Source organism: Azospirillum sp. FG154 (assembly GCF_057809575.1).
Genome location: NZ_JBMDKF010000002.1, coordinates 246,154 through 268,972, shown reverse-complemented (window position 1 = coordinate 268,972; position 22,819 = coordinate 246,154). Strand labels below are relative to the sequence as shown.

Annotated in this window: 20 protein-coding genes; 14 read left to right on the top strand and 6 right to left on the bottom strand. The window is 65.7% G+C overall.

Features of this window, described 5'->3' with window-relative positions:
* Nucleotides 1-156 precede the first annotated feature (156 nt).
* A complete protein-coding gene (locus ACODS4_RS03405; protein WP_488860730.1) occupies nt 157-1,398 on the top strand; it encodes an O-antigen ligase family protein in 1,242 nt (413 codons plus the stop codon).
* Complete coding sequence (locus ACODS4_RS03400) at nt 1,395-2,345, top strand: glycosyltransferase family 9 protein (RefSeq protein WP_488860728.1); 951 nt, start codon at nt 1,395-1,397, stop codon at nt 2,343-2,345. The genes ACODS4_RS03405 and ACODS4_RS03400 overlap by 4 nt, the downstream gene beginning before the upstream one ends.
* A 20-nt stretch (nt 2,346-2,365) precedes the next feature.
* On the opposite strand, the gene ACODS4_RS03395 is transcribed toward ACODS4_RS03400, so the two are convergent.
* Nucleotides 2,366-3,967: a phospholipid carrier-dependent glycosyltransferase gene (locus ACODS4_RS03395; protein WP_488860726.1), complete on the bottom strand. Its 1,602-nt coding sequence runs from the start codon at nt 3,965-3,967 to the stop codon at nt 2,366-2,368.
* 251 nt (nt 3,968-4,218) lie between these two features.
* Between ACODS4_RS03395 and ilvD the strand changes: the two genes are divergently transcribed.
* A complete protein-coding gene (ilvD, locus tag ACODS4_RS03390; protein ID WP_488860724.1) occupies nt 4,219-6,084 on the top strand; it encodes a dihydroxy-acid dehydratase in 1,866 nt (621 codons plus the stop codon).
* 204 nt (nt 6,085-6,288) lie between these two features.
* Entirely contained in the window at nt 6,289-9,396 is a 3,108-nt protein-coding gene (locus tag ACODS4_RS03385) for an ATP-binding protein (RefSeq protein ID WP_488860722.1), read from the top strand.
* A 96-nt stretch (nt 9,397-9,492) separates the two neighbouring features.
* On the opposite strand, the gene ACODS4_RS03380 is transcribed toward ACODS4_RS03385, so the two are convergent.
* Nucleotides 9,493-9,780: a ribbon-helix-helix domain-containing protein gene (locus tag ACODS4_RS03380; RefSeq protein WP_488860720.1), complete on the bottom strand. Its 288-nt coding sequence runs from the start codon at nt 9,778-9,780 to the stop codon at nt 9,493-9,495.
* A 170-nt stretch (nt 9,781-9,950) separates the two neighbouring features.
* Here ACODS4_RS03380 and ACODS4_RS03375 point away from each other — a divergent pair, with 170 nt between their 5' ends.
* The 5 genes from ACODS4_RS03375 to ACODS4_RS03355 all read left to right on the top strand — a co-directional run bounded on the left by ACODS4_RS03375 (nt 9,951) and on the right by ACODS4_RS03355 (nt 13,587).
* Nucleotides 9,951-10,145, top strand: coding sequence for a hypothetical protein (locus tag ACODS4_RS03375; RefSeq protein WP_488860718.1), 195 nt, complete (start codon nt 9,951-9,953; stop codon nt 10,143-10,145).
* Between the two features lie 126 nt (nt 10,146-10,271).
* Nucleotides 10,272-11,543, top strand: a complete 1,272-nt coding sequence (locus ACODS4_RS03370) for a YcaO-like family protein (RefSeq protein WP_488860716.1) — start codon at nt 10,272-10,274, stop codon at nt 11,541-11,543.
* Entirely contained in the window at nt 11,540-12,283 is a 744-nt protein-coding gene (locus ACODS4_RS03365) for a TfuA-like protein (protein WP_488860714.1), read from the top strand. Before ACODS4_RS03370 ends, ACODS4_RS03365 begins: the two co-directional genes overlap by 4 nt.
* Before the next feature lie 104 nt (nt 12,284-12,387).
* Nucleotides 12,388-13,098 (top strand): Crp/Fnr family transcriptional regulator, encoded by a 711-nt coding sequence (locus tag ACODS4_RS03360; protein ID WP_488860712.1) that lies wholly within the window; start codon nt 12,388-12,390, stop codon nt 13,096-13,098.
* Between the two features lie 123 nt (nt 13,099-13,221).
* Nucleotides 13,222-13,587, top strand: a complete 366-nt coding sequence (locus tag ACODS4_RS03355; RefSeq protein ID WP_488860710.1) for a ribbon-helix-helix domain-containing protein — start codon at nt 13,222-13,224, stop codon at nt 13,585-13,587.
* Between the two features lie 94 nt (nt 13,588-13,681).
* Here ACODS4_RS03355 and ACODS4_RS03350 read toward each other — a convergent pair whose 3' ends face one another.
* A complete protein-coding gene (locus ACODS4_RS03350) occupies nt 13,682-14,074 on the bottom strand; it encodes a MarR family winged helix-turn-helix transcriptional regulator (RefSeq protein ID WP_488860708.1) in 393 nt (130 codons plus the stop codon).
* A gap of 403 nt (nt 14,075-14,477) precedes the next feature.
* On the opposite strand from ACODS4_RS03350, the gene rimO reads away from it, so the two are divergent.
* The 4 genes from rimO (at nt 14,478) to ACODS4_RS03330 (ending at nt 17,819) form a co-directional block, all read left to right on the top strand.
* Entirely contained in the window at nt 14,478-15,818 is a 1,341-nt protein-coding gene (gene rimO / locus ACODS4_RS03345) for a 30S ribosomal protein S12 methylthiotransferase RimO (protein WP_488860706.1), read from the top strand.
* 25 nt (nt 15,819-15,843) lie between these two features.
* Nucleotides 15,844-16,179, top strand: a complete 336-nt coding sequence (locus ACODS4_RS03340; RefSeq protein WP_488860704.1) for an HNH endonuclease — start codon at nt 15,844-15,846, stop codon at nt 16,177-16,179.
* 138 nt (nt 16,180-16,317) lie between these two features.
* Nucleotides 16,318-17,499, top strand: a complete 1,182-nt coding sequence (locus ACODS4_RS03335) for an NAD(P)/FAD-dependent oxidoreductase (protein ID WP_488860702.1) — start codon at nt 16,318-16,320, stop codon at nt 17,497-17,499.
* Nucleotides 17,500-17,567: 68 nt separating this feature from the next.
* Nucleotides 17,568-17,819, top strand: coding sequence for a hypothetical protein (locus ACODS4_RS03330; protein ID WP_119833824.1), 252 nt, complete (start codon nt 17,568-17,570; stop codon nt 17,817-17,819).
* A 7-nt stretch (nt 17,820-17,826) separates the two neighbouring features.
* Here the strand turns inward: ACODS4_RS03330 and cueR are convergent, their stop codons facing one another.
* Together cueR and ACODS4_RS03320 are read right to left on the bottom strand one after the other, a co-directional pair.
* The gene (gene cueR, locus ACODS4_RS03325; RefSeq protein ID WP_488860700.1) at nt 17,827-18,237 is read right to left on the bottom strand and encodes a Cu(I)-responsive transcriptional regulator; all 411 of its coding nucleotides are present in this window, start codon (nt 18,235-18,237) and stop codon (nt 17,827-17,829) included.
* Complete coding sequence (locus ACODS4_RS03320; protein WP_488860698.1) at nt 18,234-20,675, bottom strand: heavy metal translocating P-type ATPase; 2,442 nt, start codon at nt 20,673-20,675, stop codon at nt 18,234-18,236. The genes cueR and ACODS4_RS03320 overlap by 4 nt, the downstream gene beginning before the upstream one ends.
* A 176-nt stretch (nt 20,676-20,851) precedes the next feature.
* Between ACODS4_RS03320 and ACODS4_RS03315 the strand changes: the two genes are divergently transcribed.
* Complete coding sequence (locus tag ACODS4_RS03315; RefSeq protein ID WP_488860696.1) at nt 20,852-21,490, top strand: trimeric intracellular cation channel family protein; 639 nt, start codon at nt 20,852-20,854, stop codon at nt 21,488-21,490.
* Between the two features lie 56 nt (nt 21,491-21,546).
* On the opposite strand, the gene ACODS4_RS03310 is transcribed toward ACODS4_RS03315, so the two are convergent.
* Nucleotides 21,547-22,809 (bottom strand): ABC transporter substrate-binding protein, encoded by a 1,263-nt coding sequence (locus ACODS4_RS03310; RefSeq protein ID WP_488860694.1) that lies wholly within the window; start codon nt 22,807-22,809, stop codon nt 21,547-21,549.
* Between the last annotated feature and the right edge of the window lie 10 nt (nt 22,810-22,819).

Sequence of the window (22,819 nt, the reverse complement as noted above, 5' to 3'; positions counted from 1 at the left end):
TATTTTATGTTAATTTTATGAAATGTCAATGGACGCCATGAGCCGCTCAAGGGCGAGCGCGGCGGATCAGGGGTAGCGCCCGTGGCGCCCGTTGCTTTCTCGTCAGGAGTTCTGTTAAGTCGCGACAACCCACAGCAACCCCCCGTTTGTGTGTCCATGGCCCTCCCTTTGTCGCGTCACGCGTCTTCCAACGGTTTGCCCGAGATTCTGCTGACGGCGGCGTCCGGGTTTTCGGCGGCGTCGCTCGGCCCATTGGCGGCGCTGGCCCCGCGCGGGTTGCCGGTGTGGGCCATTCTGACCACCGTGATCGCCTTCGCCGGGCTTGCGCGACGGCAGGCGGTGGGGCGGCTGATTCGCGCGCTGGTTCCCACGACGCTGGTCGGGCTTTTCCTTTTGTTGGCTCTGCTGTCTTGTCTGTGGAGTCCGTCTGGCCGGTCGATCGCCACCGTCGCCGAAATTGGCTACATCGCTCTTGGCGCGCTGGTCGGTGGGGCTTGGGTGTCGCAACAGCCCGGCGTGGAGGCCCGGCGGTTGACCGGTCTGTTCCTGGGCGGTCTGCTGGCCGGGGTGGCGCTGTTCGGAATCGAGGCGCTGCTGAATTTTCCGGTTCATCGCTGGTGGAACGCCATACCCGCCGAGGACATCGCCCAGATCCTCTACAGCAACGTTCCCAAACGCAGTTCGGCGCTGTTGTGCCTGTTGGTGTGGCCCGCCGCGCTGGCCATCGACCGGATCGGGCGCCGCCGCTTGGCTCTCGCCTTGCCGGTGGCCTACGCCTTGCTCTGTCTGCCGTTGACCAGTCGGTCGGCCATGCTGGGCATCGCCATTGGTCTTGCGGCTTATGCGTTGGCCCTCTGGTCCCGTCCGATGACCCGCCGCCTGCTGGGCGCGGTGGTGTCGGCGGCCTTTGTCGCCGTGCTGCCGCTGGTGCTGCTGTTCGACCGTGTTCTGGATCTGACGCGCGCGCCCTGGTTGTTCACCTCCGCCCAGCATCGGGTCGAGATTTGGGGCATGGCGGCCGACCGCGCGCTTGAAACACCGCTGCTGGGGCAGGGAATCGACGCTTCACGGGCGTTGGCCCCGCATGGCGAGGTGTCGCGCTTCTCGCCGATCACCGACAGCCTGCTGCCGCTGCACCCGCACAACGCCTTCTTGCAAGTATGGCTGGAGCTGGGGGGGGTGGGCGCGGCCCTGGCTCTGGCGATCACGCTGCTGCTGCTGAACGGCGTCAAGAGTCTCGACCAGCGGGATCAACCCTTCGCGCTCGCCTTGTTCGCCACCGGGCTGGCGATGATAAGCACCGCCTATGGGGTGTGGCAACCCTGGTGGATGGCGGGTTTTCTCGCGGCGGGGCTGACGCTTCGGCTGGCAGCCCGTGTTCCGGCGGATGGGCGATGAGCGCCGCCGACCACAGCCACGCCTCCGCGCGACAGCGGCGGATTCTGATCGTCAAGCTGGGCGCTTTTGGCGATTTCTTCTTGGCCCAAACCAGTTTCGCCGCCATCCGCCGTCACCATGCGGGTGATCGGCTGAGTCTGTTGACCATCCCATCCCTGGCCCCTCTGGCTCGGATGAGCGGCCTGTTCGACGAGGTGTTGGAAGATCCGCGCGAGCGCTCCTTGTCCGCCTATCTGGCGGTGCGCCGAACGCTGCGCGCCGGGCGATTCGACCGCGTTTATGATTTGCAGGCGCAAACCCGCACCGACCTGTATTTCCGCCTGTTCTTTCCAGGCCCTTGGCCGGAATGGTCGGGCACGGCGCCGGGCGCGTCCCACCCGGACCGCTATGACGGGCGACGCAAGACGCCGGTTCTCCAACGCTACGCCCGACAATTGGCTCCTTTTGGCATCGTCCCGGATCCCGTGCCGGATCTGGGCTGGCTGGACGCCGACATTGCTCGTTTCGGCATCCCCACCCCCTTCGCTCTGCTGATCCCCGGCTCCTCCCCCGGACGCCCGGACAAACGATGGCCGATGCGACGCTACGCGGAAATCGCGGCGGCGCTGGTCCAGCGCGGGGTGACGCCCGTCGTCATCGGCACGGCTATAGAGGCGGACATCGCCCGCTCCATCGCCGAACTCTGTCCGCAAACCGTCGATCTGACCGCAAAGACCAGTGTGCCGGAGTTGGGTGGGTTGGCGCGGCGGGCCTGGGCGGCGGTTGGCAACGACACCGGGCCGACCCACCTCATCGCCGCCGTCGGCTGCCCGACGGTCGCCGTGTTCTCCGACGCGTCGAACCCAATTCACAGCTCCGGTCCGCGCGTGATCGTGCATCACCGCCCGGAATTCGACGCCATGGACAGCGCCGGGGTGCTGGAGGCCATCGACCGCGCCCGCGCTTGAGGCTCGTCCGCTTCCGTCGCTCAACGGCAGAACGGAAAGGGTTCGACGCGCGGCAGGTAGGTTGGAATCCAGTCGCAATGGCTGGCCGGGTTCGGCAAACGGCGCGTCTCGATGATCGGCCAAGCGTGGGCGGCCACCACCACCAGGGCCACTCCGCCGACGATCCAACGGCGGGACCGGGCGCCGTCCAACAGCTCCGGCAGTCGCGCAAGCACCCACGCGGCGGACAGAACCACCAAGGGATCCGTGTAAGCCGCGTAGGCCCGCTGAAAGCCACGCAGGGAAAACAGCGATTCCAGTCCCCAAGCGACCAGAATCAGGAACAACGCCTGAAGCGCCGCCAACCGCTCGCCCCGACGCCACAGAACCAGCGCGCCGCCCAGAGCGAACCATTCGACGATGACCGTCTGCGGGATGTTGTCGGGGTGCAGGATGATGGTGCGGATCGCCAGCGTCCGCCCAACGCCGCTCATCAGCAGGGTCAACAGCCCCTCGCCAACCACCTGCCCCTGACCTTGCAAGGCGCTGGCGTGCCGCCAGGAGGTGAAGACGAACATGTGCTCAATGAAATTCGCCACAGCGATGACGTTTTGCAGGTTGTAACGGATCTCCAGCGCCAGCAGCCCAAGCGCGATCCCCAAGGCCAGCGCCGCTAGCGCCGCCAGATTGTGAACCAACGGCGTCCGCCAGACCCAGCCATACGCCAACACGCCCAACACGCCCCATCCGACGACCACGCCCTGGTAACGCCCCGACAGTCCGCCGCCGACCGAGGTGTAGGGATAGACCGCCTGCCCCCACGACGCGATCCCGTCAGCCATCAAGCCGACCGCCGGAACCAGCGCTGCGGCCGCCAGCGCCGCCAGCAGCGCCGTCCGCCCCCAAGAGCCCGCCTCTCCGACGAAGCGCCGCCCGAACAGCAGGGCGGCCACGGGTATCACCAGCGCCAGAAACACAGCCTGCACCTTGGTCGCCATCGCCAAGGCGACCAGCAGTCCGGCCCCGCCCAGCAACAGCAGGGAGCGGCCCGTCTTCCCCGGCGGTTGCCGCACCGCGACCAGAGCCATCAACAATGCGGTGACGACGAATCCCGCCGACAACAAATCCGTGCGCATCTGCCGCCCCTGCGCCGTCAAACCGACGCCGAAGGCCAACAGCACCCCCGCCAGCAGCGCCACCCGGCGATCCCCGACCAGGTCGCGGACCAGCGTCGCGTAGGTGACGGCGAACAGCGCGGTCAGGACAATGGACAGCGCCCGCCCGGCCTCAACCAACGCCTGCCACGCCGCCGCGTTGGCCGCCGCGTCGCTGGCTGGCGGCAGCGCCGACAAACGGGCGACCGGCAGAAGACCCAGCGCGTGGAGCAGCCGATACCAACCGTCGATGACCAGGAAATAGCCGTAACCGGGATGGTCGAAATACTCCTGCGGCAAGCCGTCGCCAAACAGCAGGCCATGATAGGCCAGCACCAGATCCTGATCGGCGTGCACCCAATAGGGCAGCCTAAAACCAACCAGCAGAACGGACAGCGCCATGACAGCCGCAAGCCCCAGGCACAGCGCCCACCAAGGCGCCCGCGACAGGCGGTCAAGGGCCGAGGAGTGGGAAAGCGTCTGGTTCATGGCGAGGATCATTCCGAAGCAAGCGGCGGCCACGGGAACGACCGCGCTGCGGGTTGTGCCACGAGTCCGCGCCGGTTGGAAGATTGGCTCTGGCCCGCCCCATGACCCAGCGCCGCCCACGTCACGCATGGCAGGGCTTCGCCCCCCGTCGCGGCTCTGGAAACGCCGACAGGAGATTGCTAAGGTGCCCACCTGTTTCTTCCCATTCCTTTCGCGAAACCGCCCGCGCGCGATCAGTCGAGGACACGTCCATGCCGCATTACCGTTCCCGCACCTCCACCCATGGCCGCAACATGGCGGGCGCACGCGGTCTGTGGCGGGCCACCGGCATGAAGGACGGCGATTTCGGCAAGCCGATCATCGCCATCGCCAACTCCTTCACCCAATTCGTTCCGGGCCACGTCCATCTGAAGGATTTGGGTCAGCTCGTCGCCCGTGAAATCGAAAAGGCGGGCGGCGTCGCCAAGGAATTCAACACCATCGCGGTGGATGACGGCATCGCCATGGGCCATGGCGGCATGCTCTACAGCCTGCCTTCGCGCGAATTGATCGCCGACGCCGTGGAGTATATGGCCAACGCCCATTGCGCCGACGCGCTGGTCTGCATCTCCAACTGCGACAAGATCACGCCCGGCATGCTGATGGCCGCCATGCGCCTGAACATCCCGGCGATCTTCGTCTCGGGCGGCCCGATGGAGGCTGGCAAGGTCAAGTGGCGCGGCAAGGTGAAGTCGGTCGATCTGATCGACGCCATGGTCGCCGCCGCCGATCCCACCGTGACCGACGAGGAAGCGGCGGAGATGGAACGCGGCTCCTGCCCGACCTGCGGCTCCTGTTCCGGCATGTTCACCGCCAACTCGATGAACTGCCTGACCGAAGCGCTGGGCCTGTCGCTGCCCGGCAACGGCACCATTTTGGCCACCCACGCCGACCGCAAGGAACTGTTCCTCAAGGCGGGCCGCGTCGCCGTCGATCTCTGCCGCCGCTGGTATCAGGAGGAGGACGCCTCCGCCCTGCCGCGCAACATCGCGACCAAGGCCGCCTTTGAAAACGCGATGACCCTGGACATCGCCATGGGCGGTTCGACCAACACCGTTCTCCACATTCTGGCCGCCGCCCAGGAGGGCGAGGTCGATTTCACCATGGCCGACATCGACCGTCTGTCGCGCCGCGTTCCCAACGTCTGCAAGGTGGCCCCCGCCGTCTCCGACGTCCACATCGAGGACGTGCACCGGGCGGGCGGCATCTTCGGCATTCTCGGCGAGTTGGACCGGGCCGGTCTGCTGAACCGCGACGCCCCGACCGTCCACGCCCCCAGCCTGGGCGAGGCGATCGACCGTTGGGACGTCATCCGCACCGACGATCCGGCGGTTCACACCCTCTACAAGGCCGCCCCCGGCGGCATCCCGACCGTGGTTCCCTTCAGCCAGGAACGTCGCTGGCCGGAACTGGACCTCAACCGCGAAACTGGCGTCATCCGCAACGCCGAGACCGCCTTCAGCAAGGACGGCGGTCTGGCCGTTCTGTACGGCAACATCGCCGAAAAGGGCTGCATCGTGAAGACGGCGGGCGTCGACGCCGCCAACCTCGTCTTCGCCGGTCCGGCCCGCGTGTTTGAAAGCCAGGACGACGCCGTCGCCGGGATTCTGGGCGACACGGTGAAGGCGGGCGACGTCGTCATCATCCGCTACGAAGGCCCGCGCGGCGGCCCCGGCATGCAGGAAATGCTCTACCCGACCAGCTATCTGAAGTCGAAGGGGCTGGGCAAGGCCTGCGCGCTCGTCACCGACGGGCGTTTCTCCGGCGGCACCTCCGGCCTGTCGATCGGCCACGCTTCGCCGGAAGCGGCCAGCGGCGGCGCCATCGGTCTGGTGGAAGAAGGCGACCGCATCGAAATCGACATCCCCAACCGCACCATTCGCCTGGCCATCAGCGACGAAGCGTTGCAGACTCGCCGTGACGCGATGAACGCAAAGGGTGTGGATGGATGGAAACCGGTTGCGCGCGACCGTGTGGTTTCCCCCGCTCTGCGCGCTTACGCCGCGCTGACCACCAGCGCCGACCGAGGCGCGGTGCGCGACGTGTCGCAGGTGGAAGGTCTTGCCATCCCTCGTTGAGGTTGTTCACGCAACCAACGGAAACTGAATGAGAAAGAAAGCGTCGGGAGTATTCTCGGCGCTTTCTCTTTTTCATCAATTGCATACTATAGTATGCATCGTTCTCTCAGCGTGAAAAAGAATCTGCTTTGCAGCGCTGAGATATCCACAAAATGCAAAATACATGCTCTAATATGTCAACGCGGATTCCGCAGGGGGGCGGACATGGCGGTGGTCGAGAGGATCATCGAAGGTTTGGGAGGTTCGGCTCCCCATGACGTTGCACGCCCTGTGCGCGGCAAGACGCCTGAGCGCAAAGTCCTCACCACCCTGTTCGTCGACATCGTCAGCTCCTCCGCCCTGGTCGCTGGTCGTGACCCGGAAGACGCCGACCAGATTTTGTTGTCGATTCTGAACAGTCTGATCGAAGCGGTTCCCCGTTACGACGGCATGGTGTCGCAACTTTTGGGCGACGGCTTCATGGCCGTGTTCGGCGCCCCGAACGCCCAGGAAGACCACGCTCTGCGCGCCTGTCTGGCCGCCCAGGACATGGTCCGCGCCACGGTCGAAGCCGCCGATCTTCCCGATTTCCAAGTCCGCATCGGCATCAGTTCCGGCGATGTGGTGGCCCATGTCGTGGAAAGCGGCGTCTGGGCCGATTACCGCGCGGTTGGCGAATGCGTTCATCTTGCCGCAAAGCTGCAACAGCGCGCCGACCCCAACAGCGCCCAGTTGAGCCTGGACACCCTCGACCTTGCTCCGGTCGGCGTGGCTGTCCGACCGGTCGGCAGCCTCATCCTGGCCAAGGGCGCCGTGCCGATGCCCGCCTTTGCCTTGGAGGGCGCGCGGGCGGTGCGCCGGACCGCCACCGATCTGCTGCGCGCGACCAACGCCCCCTTTATCGGGCGGGACTCGGAGATGGCGACCATCAACCAATTGGCCGCGCAGGCCGAAGCCGGACAGGCGGCGGCCTTGATTCTGCGCGGCGAGGCCGGCATCGGCAAATCCCGTTTGGTCGGCGAGTTCCTAAGAAACTCCCGGAATCGCCGATGGACCGTTCTGTTATGGTCGCAGATGCCCGTCCGTCGCCTGGGCGATCTCGACGATCTGGAGGCGGTGGCTCAAAATCTCGCCGTCCAGGTGGCGGAGTCGGCCAACGACGACGGCGCTCAGCGCGTTGTGGCCGCCGCCGAAGGGCGGGTCGGTTCCCAGGCCGCCGACGCTGTGCGCGAATTGCTCGGCTTCGACGCTCTAACCCCACTGTGGAACGGCCTTGACCCGTCTCAACGGCTGACCCTGGCCATTGAAGGGCTGGTGGGGGCGCTGCTCGACCTGTCAGCCCATCATCCGATGTTGGTGCTGGTCGAAGACGCCCATTGGGCTCGTCCGGTGATGATCCGCCTTCTCAACGCGCTGACCGCCGCGTTGACCGGCCAGACCGCGCGCCTGCTGGTGATCGTCACCATGCGGCCACCGGCCTTGCGCCTGGAATCCAGCGTGGAAGGTTGGGCGCCGGCCAAGAGCATCCGCTGCCTCGATTTGAAAACCCTGTCCCGCCAGCAGGGGGAGCAATTTCTCAACCATTGGCTTGGCCCCGACTGGTCCCTGACCGATCTGAAAACCCAGGTGGCGGACCGCAGCCAGGGGGTTCCGCTGTATCTTGAAGAAATCCTTCGGGCGCTGGAATCCACCAAAGCGATTGCCGGAACGCCGGGCGCCTTTCGCCTGATCGATCCGCTGGCGGCGCAAAATCTGCCGCGATCCCTGCACGGGCTGCTGGCCGCAAGGATGGATTTGCTGGATCAAAACCACCGTCAAGTGCTGCTGAACGCGGCGGTGATCGGCCCAACCTTCGACATCGGTCTGTTGAGCGCCCTGGCCTCTCCGCAGGGCGACGGGTTGGAAAAATCTTTGAGCTATCTGGAACGGGCTGGCTTCATCCTACGGACGCGCTTGCTGCCCAATTTGGAATACGCCTTCCACCACACCATGATCCAGGAAACCGCCTACGCCACCCTGACCAAGGCGGCCCGCAAGGCCCTGCACGCCAACGTCTTCCGCGCGTTGCGCAAGCGGCGCGTCGCCGATTTGCCCAATCGGATCGATCTGTTGGCTCACCACGCTTTTCGGGCTGAAAGCTGGAGCGCCGCCTATGTCTGTGGTCGCCGGGCCGGGCGCAAGGCGGAATCCCGTTCAAAGCTGGAAGACGCCACGCGCCACTACCGCAACGCCCTGAGCGCCCTGAACGCGTTGGACAAATCCCGACGCAACATCCCGCGCCGGATTGATCTGCTGATCGACCTGCCTCGGACCCTGTTGCCGCGTGGTGGAACCGATGTTCACGACCATCTGAATCAAGCCCGCGCTTTGGCTGAGGAGTCCGATGATTCGACGCGTCTGGCCCAAGCCAACGCGACGCTGGTTTCCTTTCTCTGGGCTTACGGCGAGTTGGAGGACGCGATCGCCGTGTGCCGACAGGGTTTGCAGGCGCTTGAAGCCCGGGACCACCAGCAAATCCGCATTCAATTGCTGTTCCGTTTGGGCGGCGTCCTTTCCGATCAAGGGTATTTCGCCCAGGCGCTGGCCACGTTGAGCGCCGGAGACGCCCTGTTGCGGGGGAATTTGGAGGTTGGCAATTATGGCATGGCCACCTTTGCCGCCGTTCACCCACCCAGCGTCAGCGCGCGCAGTCTGGCCGGTCTCAACCGCCGCGCCGAAGCCCTTTCAGCGGGCGCGCACGCGGTCGACATCGCCGAAGAATCACGCCACGTCTTTTCCCAAATCTACGCAAACGCCCATTTGGGCTGGGCCTGCCTCGTGCTTGGCGATGTCGAGCAGGCTATTCCGCCGTTGCGCAAGGCTCTGTCGCTTTCCGAAGCGGCGCGCGCGCCCATCCTGCGCCCCTTGATAACCGGCGGATTGGGTTACGCAAGCGTCCTGACCGGCGAACATTCGACCGGGTTCCAGCTTTTCGAGGAGAGCTTCGCGTCGTTTCAGCGCCAAGGGAACGCCCGAAACCCCTACCACCCGCGTGTTTTCCTGCCGCAAGTCCTGCTTTGGCAGGCGCAAGCGTTGGCGCATGCGGGAAAACACCGCGACGCCCTCGCTGTCGCGCAGGACGTGATCGACGTCGCTATAAAGACCGGTCAATTGTCGTATGAGGCCTATGGCAACCTGTTCATCGCCAACGCCGCACATCCCGACGCGCGCAACTGGGCCGACCGTATGACCCGGATTCACCGCGTCCAGACCATCGCCCGGACCCTGGCGATCCCCGGATTGCTCGACGCGTGCGAAGATTTCGCCCCAACTCTGCTGGCCGGTCGCGCTTGACGCGCGCGCCGAAGACTGCTGGAGCGGATCTCCCCAATCATCAGCTTACGCAAATTCGACGGGCAAACGACCGCCGCCCGCATCCTCTGGTCAATCTCAGGCCAGTTTGCGGAAATACTCCAGAACATAGGTGCGTATGGCGCTGGTCAGCGCGATGTGGTTCGGGCGGGCCGCGTCTACCTCGCCGCACAGGCTGTGAACAGAGCGCCCCAACTGCTCGGCGATAATCTCAAGACCGTCCCAAACGGCCACTTCCAAGCGGATGCGGATGCGCCGATCCCGCAAAGGAACAGTGCGAACCGCAAGCATCGGCCATGGGGCCAAGGCCGCCGCCACATACGAGACGTCAACCGCCCCGTCCTTCACCGTTTCCAGCGCTTGCATCGCAATTCCCCTTTCACCGTTCCTGGATGAGCGGCTCAACAGGAACGAGGAATAGGTCATACCTGGGTATTGATCTGTGAAAAACTTCACAGCGCCAGAAGCTAAGGAACCTAATGATCTGTCCCAAGCCCACCTCCGGGTGCAACCTCCGATGAAATGGAATCGCATTCATGACCATGATCTCAAAGGCTTCGATGATTCGCGGCGCTGATGGCCGTCTCTACGCGGTTGCCCCGCACAGCGTCTCTGAAGTCGCTGAAGTTGGCGCGCAGCCGCCCCGCAAAGCCATCCGGGCGGGCAGCCGGGACGGCTATGACACCGCCGATCAAGAAGCTGGGCGCTACAACATCTCGCCGGCCGAATGAGATTGAACGAGGTTCCTCGCGCCTTGCGCTCCCTCTGATCGGTTCCGTTCCATCGGTCAGGTCGGCAAGGCGCGAGGAACAACACCGCTCAATCACCGTCGATGCTCATGCCTGGGGCGTTCCGCCATGCCATTCGATCAATGCGACGCTCCCGTCGCCGCCGCCTTTGAAGCGGTCAAGGCCCACACAGTGGGAACGCATCGCATTGTCGCGCCAGAGCAGACCCTCGCCCGCGTCGCTCCTTTCCTGCCTGTGATGGGCATCACGCGGGTCGCCAACGTCACCGGCCTGGACACGGTGGGCATTCCCGTCGTGATGGTCACGCGCCCCAACGCGCGCTCCATCTCCGTGTCGCAAGGAAAAGGCGTCACGCTGGCCGCCGCCAAGGCGTCGGGCGTGATGGAGTCGATTGAGAGCTACCACGCCGAACGCATCACGCTTCCGCTGAAATTCGCCAGTTTTGAGGAGTTGCGCTGGACCCACCCGGTGGTCGATGTGGATCGGCTGCCCCGGTTGGCCACCAGCGCCTACACCCCGCACACCCCGATCCTGTGGATCGAAGGGGTTGACCTGCTGAACGGTGGACGCAAATGGACGCCGTTCGAGACGGTTCATTTGAACTTCACCATGCCAGCGGCTCCGGGCCATGGTTGTTTTCTGGCCAGTTCCAACGGTCTGGCGTCGGGCAACCATGTGACCGAGGCGACCAGCCACGCCGTCACCGAGTTGATCGAGCGGGACGCCACCACCCTGTGGCGCCAGCGCGACGCGGCGGCCCAGCGGGCGACCCGCATCGACCTCGACAGCGTCGATGACCCTGTGTGCCGGTCGCTGATCGAGCGTTTCGAGGCCGCAGGCGTCGCGGTCGGCGTGTGGGACATCAGCAGCGACATCGGACTGCCCGCCTTCCTCTGCCGCACCGTCGAGCGCGAGGATTGCCCGCAGCACTCCATCCGCCCCGCCAACGGCATGGGATGCCACGCCGATCGAGAAATCGCCCTGTCCCGCGCGTTGACCGAAGCCGCGCAAAGCCGCCTGACCTTCATCGCCGGGGCGCGCGACGACATGCCCCGCGCCGAATATGACCGCCATCTTGATCCGGCGCAGCACGCGCGGTGGAAGGCCCGCATCCTGTCCGACGTCGGCCAACGACCCTTCAGCGATTGCCCAACCCACAGCGCGGCGACCATCGACGCCGATCTTCAGCACCAGTTGGACCGGCTGCGCGCGGTTGGGATCAAAGAGGTGATCGCGGTTGATCTGACCAAGCCGGAATTTGGCGTCCCCGTGGTCCGCGTCATCGCGCCGGGCCTGGAAGGGCTGGATGAATCCCCCGATTATCTGCTGGGTGAACGTGGGCAGCGCGCCTCGGCCCAAACCATGGAGAAGGCCGCATGAACGACGTCTGCGTGTTTCTCGGCCCCACCCTGCCCCGCGATGAGGCCGAACGGGAACTGAACGCCACCTTCCTGCCGCCGGTGGCCCAGGGCGACGTGATTCGCCTGTGCGCGCAAAAGCCCAAGGCCATTGGCGTCATCGACGGCTTTTTTGAAAGCGTTCCCTCGGTCTGGCACAAAGAAATTCTGTTCGCCATCCACGCGGGGATTCCGGTCTTCGGCGCGTCCAGCATGGGGGCCTTGCGCGCCGCCGAACTGCACCCGTTCGGCATGATCGGCGTCGGCGCGATTTTTGAAGCCTACCGCGATGGACGGCTTGAGGATGACGACGAGGTCGCCGTGGTTCATGGCCCCGCCGAACTTGGCTATCCAGCCCTGTCGGAGGCGATGGTCAACATCCGCCGGACCCTGGCCGACGCCATGGCGGAGCGGGTGCTGTCGCCGAGCGTCGGCCTGCGGCTTGAAGCCATCGCCAAGGAATTGCCGTACCGGGAGCGTGGGTTTGGTCGCGCCTTGCGGTTGGCCGCCGACATCGGCCTGCCTGGCGACGAATTGGCCGCCTTCAAGACGTGGCTGCCGACCGGACGCTTCGACCAGAAGCGGGACGACGCCCGCCAGATGCTGCGGGTCATGCGCCGCCATCTGGGGTGCGCCGACCAAACGCCGGAAGCACGCTTCCATTTCGAGCGCACCAGCTTGTGGGATCGTGCAGTGCGCGAAGCGTCTCCCCTCGCGATGTAACGCCGCTTGTTCTACACTGGTTGTTCTCGCTTTGGTGAGTGCGCCATGATTTTTCGCGCGCCACCAACTGATGGCGGGGCGGGACAAACAGGCGGGAGCGGTGAATGAGCGCACCAACGGACGTCGCCGCCATTTTGCGGCGCAACCGTCTGCTCGAAGAGCTGGACGAGACGCAAATGGCCGAACTCCTGCCCCTTGGCTACACCAGCCGATTCACCCCTGAGCAGACGATCTTTGACAAGGGCGATCCAGGGGATTGCCTGTACGCCGTGCTGAAGGGGCAGATCGCCATTCGGACCTCGTCCACCGATGGCAAGACCATGCTGCTGAACATTCTGAACAGCGGCGACGTTCTGGGCGAGATCGGGTTGTTGGATGGGCGTGAACGAACCGCCAGCGCCGTCGCTTTGGGACCGACGGAACTGTATCGGATCGACCGCGCCGATTTTATTCCGTTTCTTGAGCGTCATCCCCGCCTGTGCACCCGGATGATGATTGTTCTGTGCGAACGCCTGCGCTGGGTGTCTGAAAACATCGAAGACGCCGTTTTCCACGATGTTCCCCGCCGCCTTGCCCGCAAGCTTCTTTATCTGGCTGACAGCTACGGGCAAAATGGCCCCTCGGGCTTGCGCATCATCCAACCCTTGTCCCAGGAAGCCTTGGCCAGCATGCTGGGCGTCACGCGAGAGATGGTGAACAAAAGCCTCGGCGCCCTGCGCAAATCCGGCATCGTGACCTATGCCAAGGGCTTCATCGTCATCAATAATCTCTCCCTGCTCAAAGACATGGCCGGAGAAACCAGCCGCGTGTCTTGACCCAATCGTCACCTGCTTGCAGTTTTGTTCCCCAATCACCCTTCAATCGGGTTATAGTACGAATGCAGGGGGGCAGCCGGACGGGTATCAAGAGGACGAATGGTCATGTCGGACAATGGAAAATTGGCGGCGCGCAAGAATCAAACTCACGGCGTCGCGTCATTGATCGCTCGCCCTTTGATTGTGGCGGGACGCGATGTCCAGGTTCGTCTTGAACCGTCCTATTGGGAGGGGCTGGATGAAATTTGTCGCCGGGAGGATTTGACCGCCGACGAATTGTGCGCCGACGTTCAAGAACGGATGGAACAGCAAAACCGCCGTCTGGGTGGGCAAGGCGGCGTTTCCTTGGCCAACGCGTTGCGTGTCTTTGTCGTTGGCTATTTTCGACAAGCGGCGACGGAACGCGGGCATGCGCGCGCCGGGCATGGGCAGGGCGATCCATTCGCCAGCACCCCGTTTGATCGCTCATCCATCAGCAGCGACGCCTGAACACCCCGATTCCAAGCCTGAAAAATGATCGCCCCCGCCCCACAAGAGGGACGGAGGCTGTTTGACGTTCGCCTGAGCGCCCGAGAGCGTCCGATCAGGCGGTTTGTCGCTTCGCCAACAACCCGCGCAGCAACTCCGACAAGGTTTCCGCCAGATGGCACTGATCGGCGGTCGGCAGATCGGCGATGACGCTGGCGAATTCCTTCAACGGATCATAGCGCAGCAGCTCTTGCGCCTTGGTCGTGGGATGAAGCTGCATCACCCGGCGGTCTTCGGGCACCGGCACGCGAACCAACAGTTCCTTGTTCACCAACACCTCGACCATTTGCGACGCCGCGCCACGGGTGGTGGCGTGGAAGTCGGCGAAGGCCGACACTGTTCGCTGGCCGCTGGTTGTCCCGGCGAAATAGCGCAGAGCCGTCCATTGCGAAGGCTTGAGGCCGTGGGTGTAGCCCAAACTGTCGGCCAGATGACCGATGTGCATCATGACCTCGGCGATCCCCTGCGGCGAAGCCGACGATGACGCGGCGGATAGCCCGTTCGTGGGAGCCGCCGAACGCGCAGCCGCGCCGTCCGACAAAGCCGCACGGTCGCTTCCGGGTCTGCGCAATTCCACCAAAGCCATCGTCTTCACTCTACAAAATGGAGACACTATCCGACGGGGCGAACGCCTGGCCCGTAAGGACCGAACGCCCACCAATCATCATCGGACTGCACTGTAGTGCGGCTCAAACGAAAACGAAACAACCCTCAAGGCCATCCGGTGGTTGCGAATTGTCGCACCCTCCCCTCGCGCGGAGCGTGCGGAAACACCGCAGCCGGGACCGTACCCGCCAACAGGGATGGCGAATTGACTGGCGTCGTCCGACGTTCGCCTGTATACGCGCGAGATGACCACATCACCCGCTTCCAAGTCCGCCCCCAAGGTCGGCATCGTCAGCCTCGGCTGCCCGAAGGCGCTCGTCGATTCCGAGCGCATTCTGACCCGTCTCCGCGCCGAAGGGTACGAGATCTCGCCGTCCTACGACGGGGCGGACGTCGTGCTCGTCAACACCTGCGGCTTCCTGGACAGCGCCAAGCAGGAATCGCTCGACGCGATTGGCGAGGCGATCAAGGAAAACGGGCGGGTCATCGTCACCGGCTGCCTGGGCGTCGAACCGGACGTCATCCGTAAGACCCACCCCGGCGTGCTCGCCGTCACCGGCCCCCACCAGTATGAACAGGTGGTCAGCGCCGTTCACGACGCCCTGCCGCCCAAGCACGACCCCTTCACCGATCTGGTGCCGCCGGAAGGGCTGCGGCTGACGCCGCGCCATTACGCCTATCTGAAAATTTCCGAAGGCTGCAACAACCGCTGCACCTTCTGCATCATCCCGTCCATTCGCGGCGATCTGGTCAGCCGCCCGATCACGTCGGTGCTGCGCGAGGCGGAAAAGCTGGCGGTCGCCGGGGTGAAGGAGCTGCTGGTCATTTCGCAGGACACCAGCGCCTACGGCGTTGACGCCAAATACAAGGAAGAGATGTGGTACGACCGTTCGGTCCGCACCCGCTTTCTGGATCTCTGCACGGAGTTGGCCAATCTCGACGTGTGGGTCCGCCTGCATTATGTCTACCCCTACCCCCATGTCGACGAGGTCATCCCGCTGATGGCGGAGGGCAAGATCCTGCCTTATCTCGACATCCCGTTCCAACACGCCTCGCCCAATGTTTTGAAGGCGATGCGCCGCCCGGCGGCCCAGGAAAAGCAACTGGACCGCATCCGCAAATGGCGCGAGGAGTGCCCGCATCTGGCCCTGCGCTCCACCTTCATCACCGGCTTCCCCGGCGAGACGGAGGCGGATTTCCAGTTCATGCTGGATTGGCTGCAAGAGGCGCAACTCGACCGCGTCGGCTGCTTCAAGTATGAGGCGGTGGACGGCGCGCCCGCCAACGCCCTGCCGGGCGCCGTCCCGGAAGAGGTCAAGCAAGAGCGCTGGGAACGCTTCATGGAGACCCAAAAGGCGATCAGCGCCGAACGGCTGCAAAAGAAGGTCGGCTGGACTCTCGGCGTGCTGATCGACGAGGTGGACGAGGATGGGGCCATTGGCCGTTCCTACGCCGAGGCGCCGGAAATTGACGGCAACGTCTTCCTGAACGGCGAAACCACGCTCAAGCCCGGCGATTTGGTGGACGTCACCATCGAGCACGCCGACGAGTATGATCTGTGGGGCAGCGTCGAACGCGACGTCTGATTTCCAACGCTGTGGAGCGGTCGCGATGCCCGTCACGCCGGACGACGCCAAACTGATGGACGTCCTGCAAGGCGGGCGTTGCTTTTACTGCGGGGAGCCGGTCGGGGGAAAAGCGACCTTTGACCATCTGATCCCGCAGGCCTATGGCGGCACCGACATCCCGGCCAACGTGGTTCTGGCGCACCGCCGCTGCAACCAGCGCAAGGGCGACCGCCTGCCCAGCCCAGACGAACTCGACCGCTTTTTCACCCAACGCCGCGCCAGCCGTTTGGGGATCTGGCCGCCCCTGCGGGCCTTGCGCGCCGCCGAAGAGGGGCAGGAATGGATCGCCGTGGCGCGAGCCATATCGCAAGAGAAATAAGTTATAATTCATTCATTATAACAAAAGCTGTGCGATAATTTTCTCTTATTTTCCAAGCCGATGTTCCGTGCATAATTCGCTCCAAGCAAACAGAGGGGGGACGGCGTTCAATCCGCCCCGATGAAGCCAGCAGGAGGCATGATGAGCGGTCGGTTCGACGTGGTGATCGTCGGTGGTGGCGTGATGGGATGTTCGGTCGCCTATTTCCTGGCCTCCGACCCGGCGTTTGGCGGCAAAATCGCCGTGGTGGAACGTGATCCGACCTACCGAACCGCCTCTTCGGCGTTGTCGGCCAGCTCGATCCGTCAGCAATTCTCGACCCCGGCGAACATCGCCCTGTCGCAGTTCGGCATCTCCTTCTTGCGGTCGGTCAGCGATCATCTGTCGGTCGATGACGATCCGGTCGATTTGGGCCTGCGCGAGCCGGGCTATCTCTATCTGGCGACGGAGGCCGGGGCCGACATTCTCCGCAAGAACCACGCGATTCAAAAGGCCAGCGCCGTCGACGTCGCCCTGCTGACGCCGGAGGAACTGGCCGCCCGTTTCCCCTGGCTGTCGGTCGATGGGCTGGTCGCCGGGTCGCTCGGCCTGTCGGGCGAGGGCTGGTTTGACGGGTACAGCCTGATGCAGGGCTTCCGCCGCAAGGCCAAGGCGCTGGGCGTTACCTTCATCGCCGCCGACGTGGTCGGGATGCATCGGGTCGGCGACCGGGTGAATGGCGTTTTGCTGGACAATGGCGAGCGGCTGGACTGCGGCGTGGTGGTCAACGCCGCCGGGGCCAAGGCCCGCCGGGTGGCCGAATTCGCCGGAATTCCCCTGCCGGTGTCGGCCCGCAAGCGTTGCGTCTTCGTTTTTGATTGCCGGGATCCGCTGCCCGCCTGCCCGCTGGTCATCGACCCGTCGGGCGTCTGGTTCCGCCCGGAAGGCGCGCAATTCATCTGCGGCGCCCCGCCCCCCGCCGACCGCGACCCGGACACCGACGATCTGACCGTCGAGCATGACCTGTTCGACGACACGATGTGGCCCGCGCTGGCCGCCCGCGTTCCGGCCTTTGAGGCGATCAAGGTCACGGCCTCCTGGGCGGGTTTCTACGAATACAACGACGTCGATCAAAACGCCATTCTGGGCGCGCACCCGGACGTCGCCAACCTGTTGTTCTGCAATGGCTTCAGCGGCCATGGCCTGCAACAGGCCCCCGGCGTCGGGCGCGGTCTGGCCGAGTTGATCGTCCATGGCGGCTACCGCAGCCTGGATTTGACGCCCTTCGGTTATCAACGTCTGCTCGAGAACCGCCCGCTGCTGGAAACCTGCGTGATCTGAGGGCGGGGGTTGACAGCGGGGCGTTCCGTCCGTGATCTGGGCGCATCGGACCACCAAAGGACGCCCCGTTGGCCCCCGCGATCTTCAAGCGTTACAAGCTGCACTTCACCCGCCCCCTGCCCGGCCTGCGCCCCGGACGCCCGGAACGCGACGCCATGGTGGACCGGGTCAAGCGCTTCGCCAGCGAAAACGGCATGGCGGGGGAGCTTCATTCCATCGCCCCGAACGCCGGGTTCGGCATTCTGGAAATCCGCTGCACCGACCGCCTCGCCCGCCGCCTGTCCGACCTGTCGGAGATTGAAACCGTTCAGGAAAGCTGACGGCTCCTCACGGCCCCGCCAGATCGCGCAGGATCGGGCAATCGGGGCGGTCGTCGCCGTGGCAGGCGTCGGCCAATTCGCGCAGGCTGTCGCGCATCGCCGCCAGTTCGGCGATTTTCGCCTCCAACTCGTCGATGTGGGCCTGCGCCACCCGCTTCACCTCGGCGCTGGCCCGGCTGCGGTCACGCCACAAACCGACCAGCCTTTGAATCTGTTCGATGCCAAAGCCCAAGCTTCGCGCGCGTTTGACGAAGCGCAGGACGTTGACCTCCGCCGGGCTGTAGACGCGATAGCCCGACGCCGTGCGCCCGGCCTGCGGGATCAACCCGATGGATTCATAATAACGGATAAGCTTGGCGTTGACGCCCGACGCCTTGGCGGCGTCGCCGATGGTCACGCCCCCCGGATTCATCATCATTCCTCCCCCTTCGGCGGCGCCCAGCCGCGCAGGCTCAGCGCGTTGAGGACGACGCTGACCGAACTCAGCGCCATCGCCCCTCCCGCCAACACCGGGCTGAGATGGCCCGACGCGGCCAACGGAATCCCAACGACGTTGTAGGCGAAGGCCCAGAACAGCCCCTGGCGGATCTTGGCGTAGGTCCGCCGCGACGCGTCGATGGCCCCGGCGACCAGACGGGGATCGCCGCGCATCAGCGTCACCCCGGCGCTGTGCATCGCCACGTCGGTTCCCGTCGCCATGGCGACGCCGACATCCGCCGCCGCCAGCGCCGGAGCGTCGTTCACCCCGTCGCCCACCATGGCGACGCGCTGGCCTTCCGCCTTCAGGGTGGCGATGACGGCGGCCTTGTCGCCGGGCAGAACCTCGGCAAAGATCCGGGTGACGCCCAGACACGCCGCCACCGCGCGCGCCGCCCCCCAATTGTCGCCCGTCACCATCACCGGCTCGACGCCTTGCGCCCGCAAGGCCCGGATGGCGGCGGCGGCTCCCGGCTTCACCGTGTCGCCAAAGGCGATCAGGCCCAAGGCGCGCGGCGTCTCCGCGCGTTCCACCAGCCAGGACACCGTGCGCCCGGCCTGTTCCAACCCGGCGGCGCGGTCGCTCAGCGCCGGATCGCTCACGCCCCACTCGGTCGCCGCCCGCGCGTTGCCCAACAGCAGGGCGCGCCCGTCCACCGTTCCCGTCACCCCGCGCCCGGCCAGCGCCCGGAAATCCGCCGGACGCTCCGCCAACCCCAGGGCGGCGGCGCGCTCCCGCACGGCGTAGCCAAGCGGGTGCTCGCTGCCCGCTTGCAAGGCGGCGGCGAGCCGCAACAAACCGCTTTCGTCCAAATCCGCCGCCGCGACCAGATCGGTGACGCGCGGCTTGCCTTCGGTCAGCGTGCCGGTTTTGTCGAAGGCGACCGTGGTGACGGCGTGGGCGCGTTCCAGCGCTTCGGCGTCCTTGATGAGGATTCCATGCCGTGCCGCCGCGCCGGTTCCCACCATGATGGCGGTCGGCGTCGCCAGACCCAGCGCGCAGGGGCAGGCGATCACCAGCACCGACACGGCGGTGACGATGGCGAATTCCGCGTCGCCGGTCGCCAGCCACCATCCGGCCAGCGTCAGCGCCGCGATGACCAGAACCACCGGAACGAACACCGCGCTGACCCGATCGACCAATCGCTGGATCGGCGCCTTCGACGCCTGCGCGCCTTCCACCAGACGGACGATCTGGGCCAGCATGGTTTCGCCGCCGACCGCCGTCGTGTCGATCACCAGCGCCCCATCCAGATTGATCGAACCGCCGGTGACGCGCCCGCCGGGTTCCTTGTCCACCGGCAGGCTTTCGCCGGTCAGCATGGAGTCATCGACCGCGCCCGCGCCCTCCGCCACCACGCCATCAACCGGAATCCGCTCGCCGGGGCGAACGACGACCTGATCGCCGACGCGAATCCGCTCCACCGGGACCTCACGCTCGACGCCGTCCCGCCGCAGCCGGGCGGTGGCCGGGCGCAAATCCATCAGGGCGCGGATCGCCGCCGCCGTCTGGCCTTTCGCCCGCGCCTCCAACCATTTGCCGAGCAGGACAAAGGTGATGAGGACCGCCGACGCCTCGAAATAGAGATGCGGCGTGTGGCCGGGATGGGCCGTGGCCAGCAGATAAAGGCTCAACCCCCACGCCGCCGAGGTGCCGAGCGCCACCAGCAGATCCATGTTCCCGGCCCCGGCGCGCAACGCCCCCCAGCCCGCCCGGTAAAAGCGCGCGCCCAGCCAGAACTGAACCACGCTGGCCAGCCCCAGTTGCGCCCAGCCCGGCAACATCCCGTCAAACCCGGCAAGATCGCCGACCATGCCCAGCGCCAGCGGCGCCGACAGCGCCGCCGCGATCAACACCCGCCGCCCCTCCCGCCGGGCGCGATCCGCCCGCTCCTCCGCCGCCGCGTCTTCGGTTCCGGCGACCAGGGCGGCGGCGGTGAAGCCCACCCGTTCGACCGCCTCGGCCAGCCGCGCCGCGTCGGCCGCCGCGCCGAAGACGACGACATGGGCCTGTTCGGTCGCCAGATTGACCGCCGCGCTTTCGACGCCGGGAACCCGGTTCAGCGCCTTTTCCACCCGCCCGGCGCAGGACGCGCAGGTCATCCCGCCGATGGACAGCTCGATGTCGCGCCGTTCGGCGTGGAAACCGGCGTTTTCGATGGCCTCGGCGACCGCCTTGGCGTCAACGGGGCCGGAAAAGCCGACGCGCGCCCGCTCCGTCGCCAGATTGACGGCGACTTCGGTCACGCCGGGCACGCGGCCCAACGCCTTTTCCACCCGCCGGACGCAGGACGCGCAGGTCATGCCCGACACGCCGATGTCGAGATCCTTCCCCGCTTGGGCGTCGATGTGTGTGGGATTCGTGGTCGCGCTGGTCATGCCGGATGTCCTTCCTGGTCTGGCCTTGTCTCGCCGCGCCCCTGACTATGGTGATTCCAGTGATTGGAAGGTCAAGGGACAAATCGGCGCGGATTGGCGCATATCCGGTTTTCCTTGGCGGCGACGCGCCGCTGTGCTGAAACCTTGGGCGTTCTGACGAGACCAGCGGATCCGCCATGCCCACCATCCCGATGCCCAGCGACCTGTCCACCCTGTTGATGGTCATGGACCTGATCGGCGTCTTCGTCTTTGGCCTGAGCGGCGGGACGCTGGCGGTGCGCAAGCGGTTGGACATTTTCGGCGTGCTGGTGCTGTCGCTGGCCGCCGCCTTGGCGGGCGGCGTGTTCCGCGATCTGCTGATCGGCGCCGTTCCCCCCGCCAGCCTGCGCGACGAGCGCTATTTGCTCGCCGCCCTGGCCGCCGGGTTCGTCGCCTTTTTCTTTCATCGCCCGATCAAGCGGCTGGGCAAGCCGGTGATGGTGCTGGACGCCGCCGGGTTGGGGCTGTTCGCCGTGGCGGGCTGCGGCAAGGCGCTGGCCTTTGGCTTGGCCCCCCTGCCCGCCGCGCTGTTGGCGGTGTTGACCGCCTGCGGCGGCGGGGTGATGCGCGATTTGCTGGTGGCTGAGGTGCCGCGCGTGCTGTGCGAGGAAATTTACGCGATGGCCGCCCTGCTGGGGGCGATCATCGTGATCGCCGGGCAGCATCTGGGACTGCCGCCGGTTCCCGTCGCCGTGGCCGGGGCGACGGCGGTGTTCGTGCTGCGCGTCGTCAGCGTCCTGCGCGGCTGGAGCGCGCCCCGGGCGCCGGGAAGCTGAGGGGGCGGCGACAGGCCCCGAACAGGGAAGACCGTCGCCGCACCGTCCGATCCTGATTACCCGCGCTTGCCCCAACCCGGCGCCGGGAACACCGGGGCGGTTTCCGCCGAGGCTTTCGGCAGGACCACTGTCGGGCGCTGGTTGTGGTTCTGCACGCAAGCCGAGATGAGCTGCGTGTTCTGGCCCTTCTCGTCAAAGGTGATCGCCGGGCCGACCATCATCTTGTTGGTCAGGTTGGTGGCGCGCAGCGCCGCCAGCAGACTGGCCGAATCCGCCGAACCGGCGCGCTTGAAGGCGTCGGCGGCGATCAAGATCGCCTCAAAGGTGAAGGCGACGTTGAAGGCGTAGCCTTCAAAACGGTCGCTGGGGAACTGCTTCTTGAAGGCCGCTTCGACAATCTTGGTCAGCGGCGCTTTCGGGTCGTACCAGGGCAGGTTGGTGATGGCGAAATCGGCGTATTTGCCGAGCACCTTGTAGAACTGTTCGTCATACAGGCCGGGCGAACCGGGGGAGACGATGCCCTTCGGCTCCCAACGCTGCTTGACCATCTCGCGCACCAGCATGATGGCGTCGTTGGCGCGGGTCGTGACGATGGCCAGTTCGGCCCCCGTCGCCTTGGCCTTGGCCACCTCGACCGCCAGATCCTGCGCCTTGGGGTCGTAGGAAATCGAATCGACCAGGGTGAAGGGCATGCCCAGCTTGGGGAACAGGGCGTCCATCGCCTGCCGGTTGGCCATGCCGAAGGTGTCGTTGGCGTGCAGGAACACCGCCGATTTCGGCGTGACGCCGGTGGCGGCGAACAGATCCTTCATCAGCGACAACCCGTTCGACACCAGCATGGTGGAAGTCGGGAAGTTGCGGAACACGGTCTTGTAACCCTGTTCGGTCAGGCGGTCGGCGGCGGCGATGTTCATCACCAGCGGCACGCCGCGCTGTTCGCAGACCTGCGCGGCGGCGGCGGTCTGGCCGCTGTCGAACGCCCCGACGATCACCTGCGCCCCATCGTTGATGAGCTTTTCCGTGCGCGAGCGGGCGACGTCGACGTTCGATTCGGTGTCGGCGGACATCACCTCGACCTTGTAGCCCATGTCGGCGAGCACGGCGGGCGCGATGTCGGCCCCGCGCTGGCAGGCCTGCCCGGCCTGGGCCAGCAGACCGGAGCGCGGCAGCAGCACGCCGACCTTCAGCGTCGTGTTCTGGGCGAAGGCGGGGGCGCGGCCAAAGCTGGCGAGCGCGCCGCCCGCCAGGGCGGCCTGACCAAGCTGGCGGCGGGTGAGGGCGAGTCCTCCGGCGGAACGGTTCTTATGATCGTTGGTCATGATTCGGGCG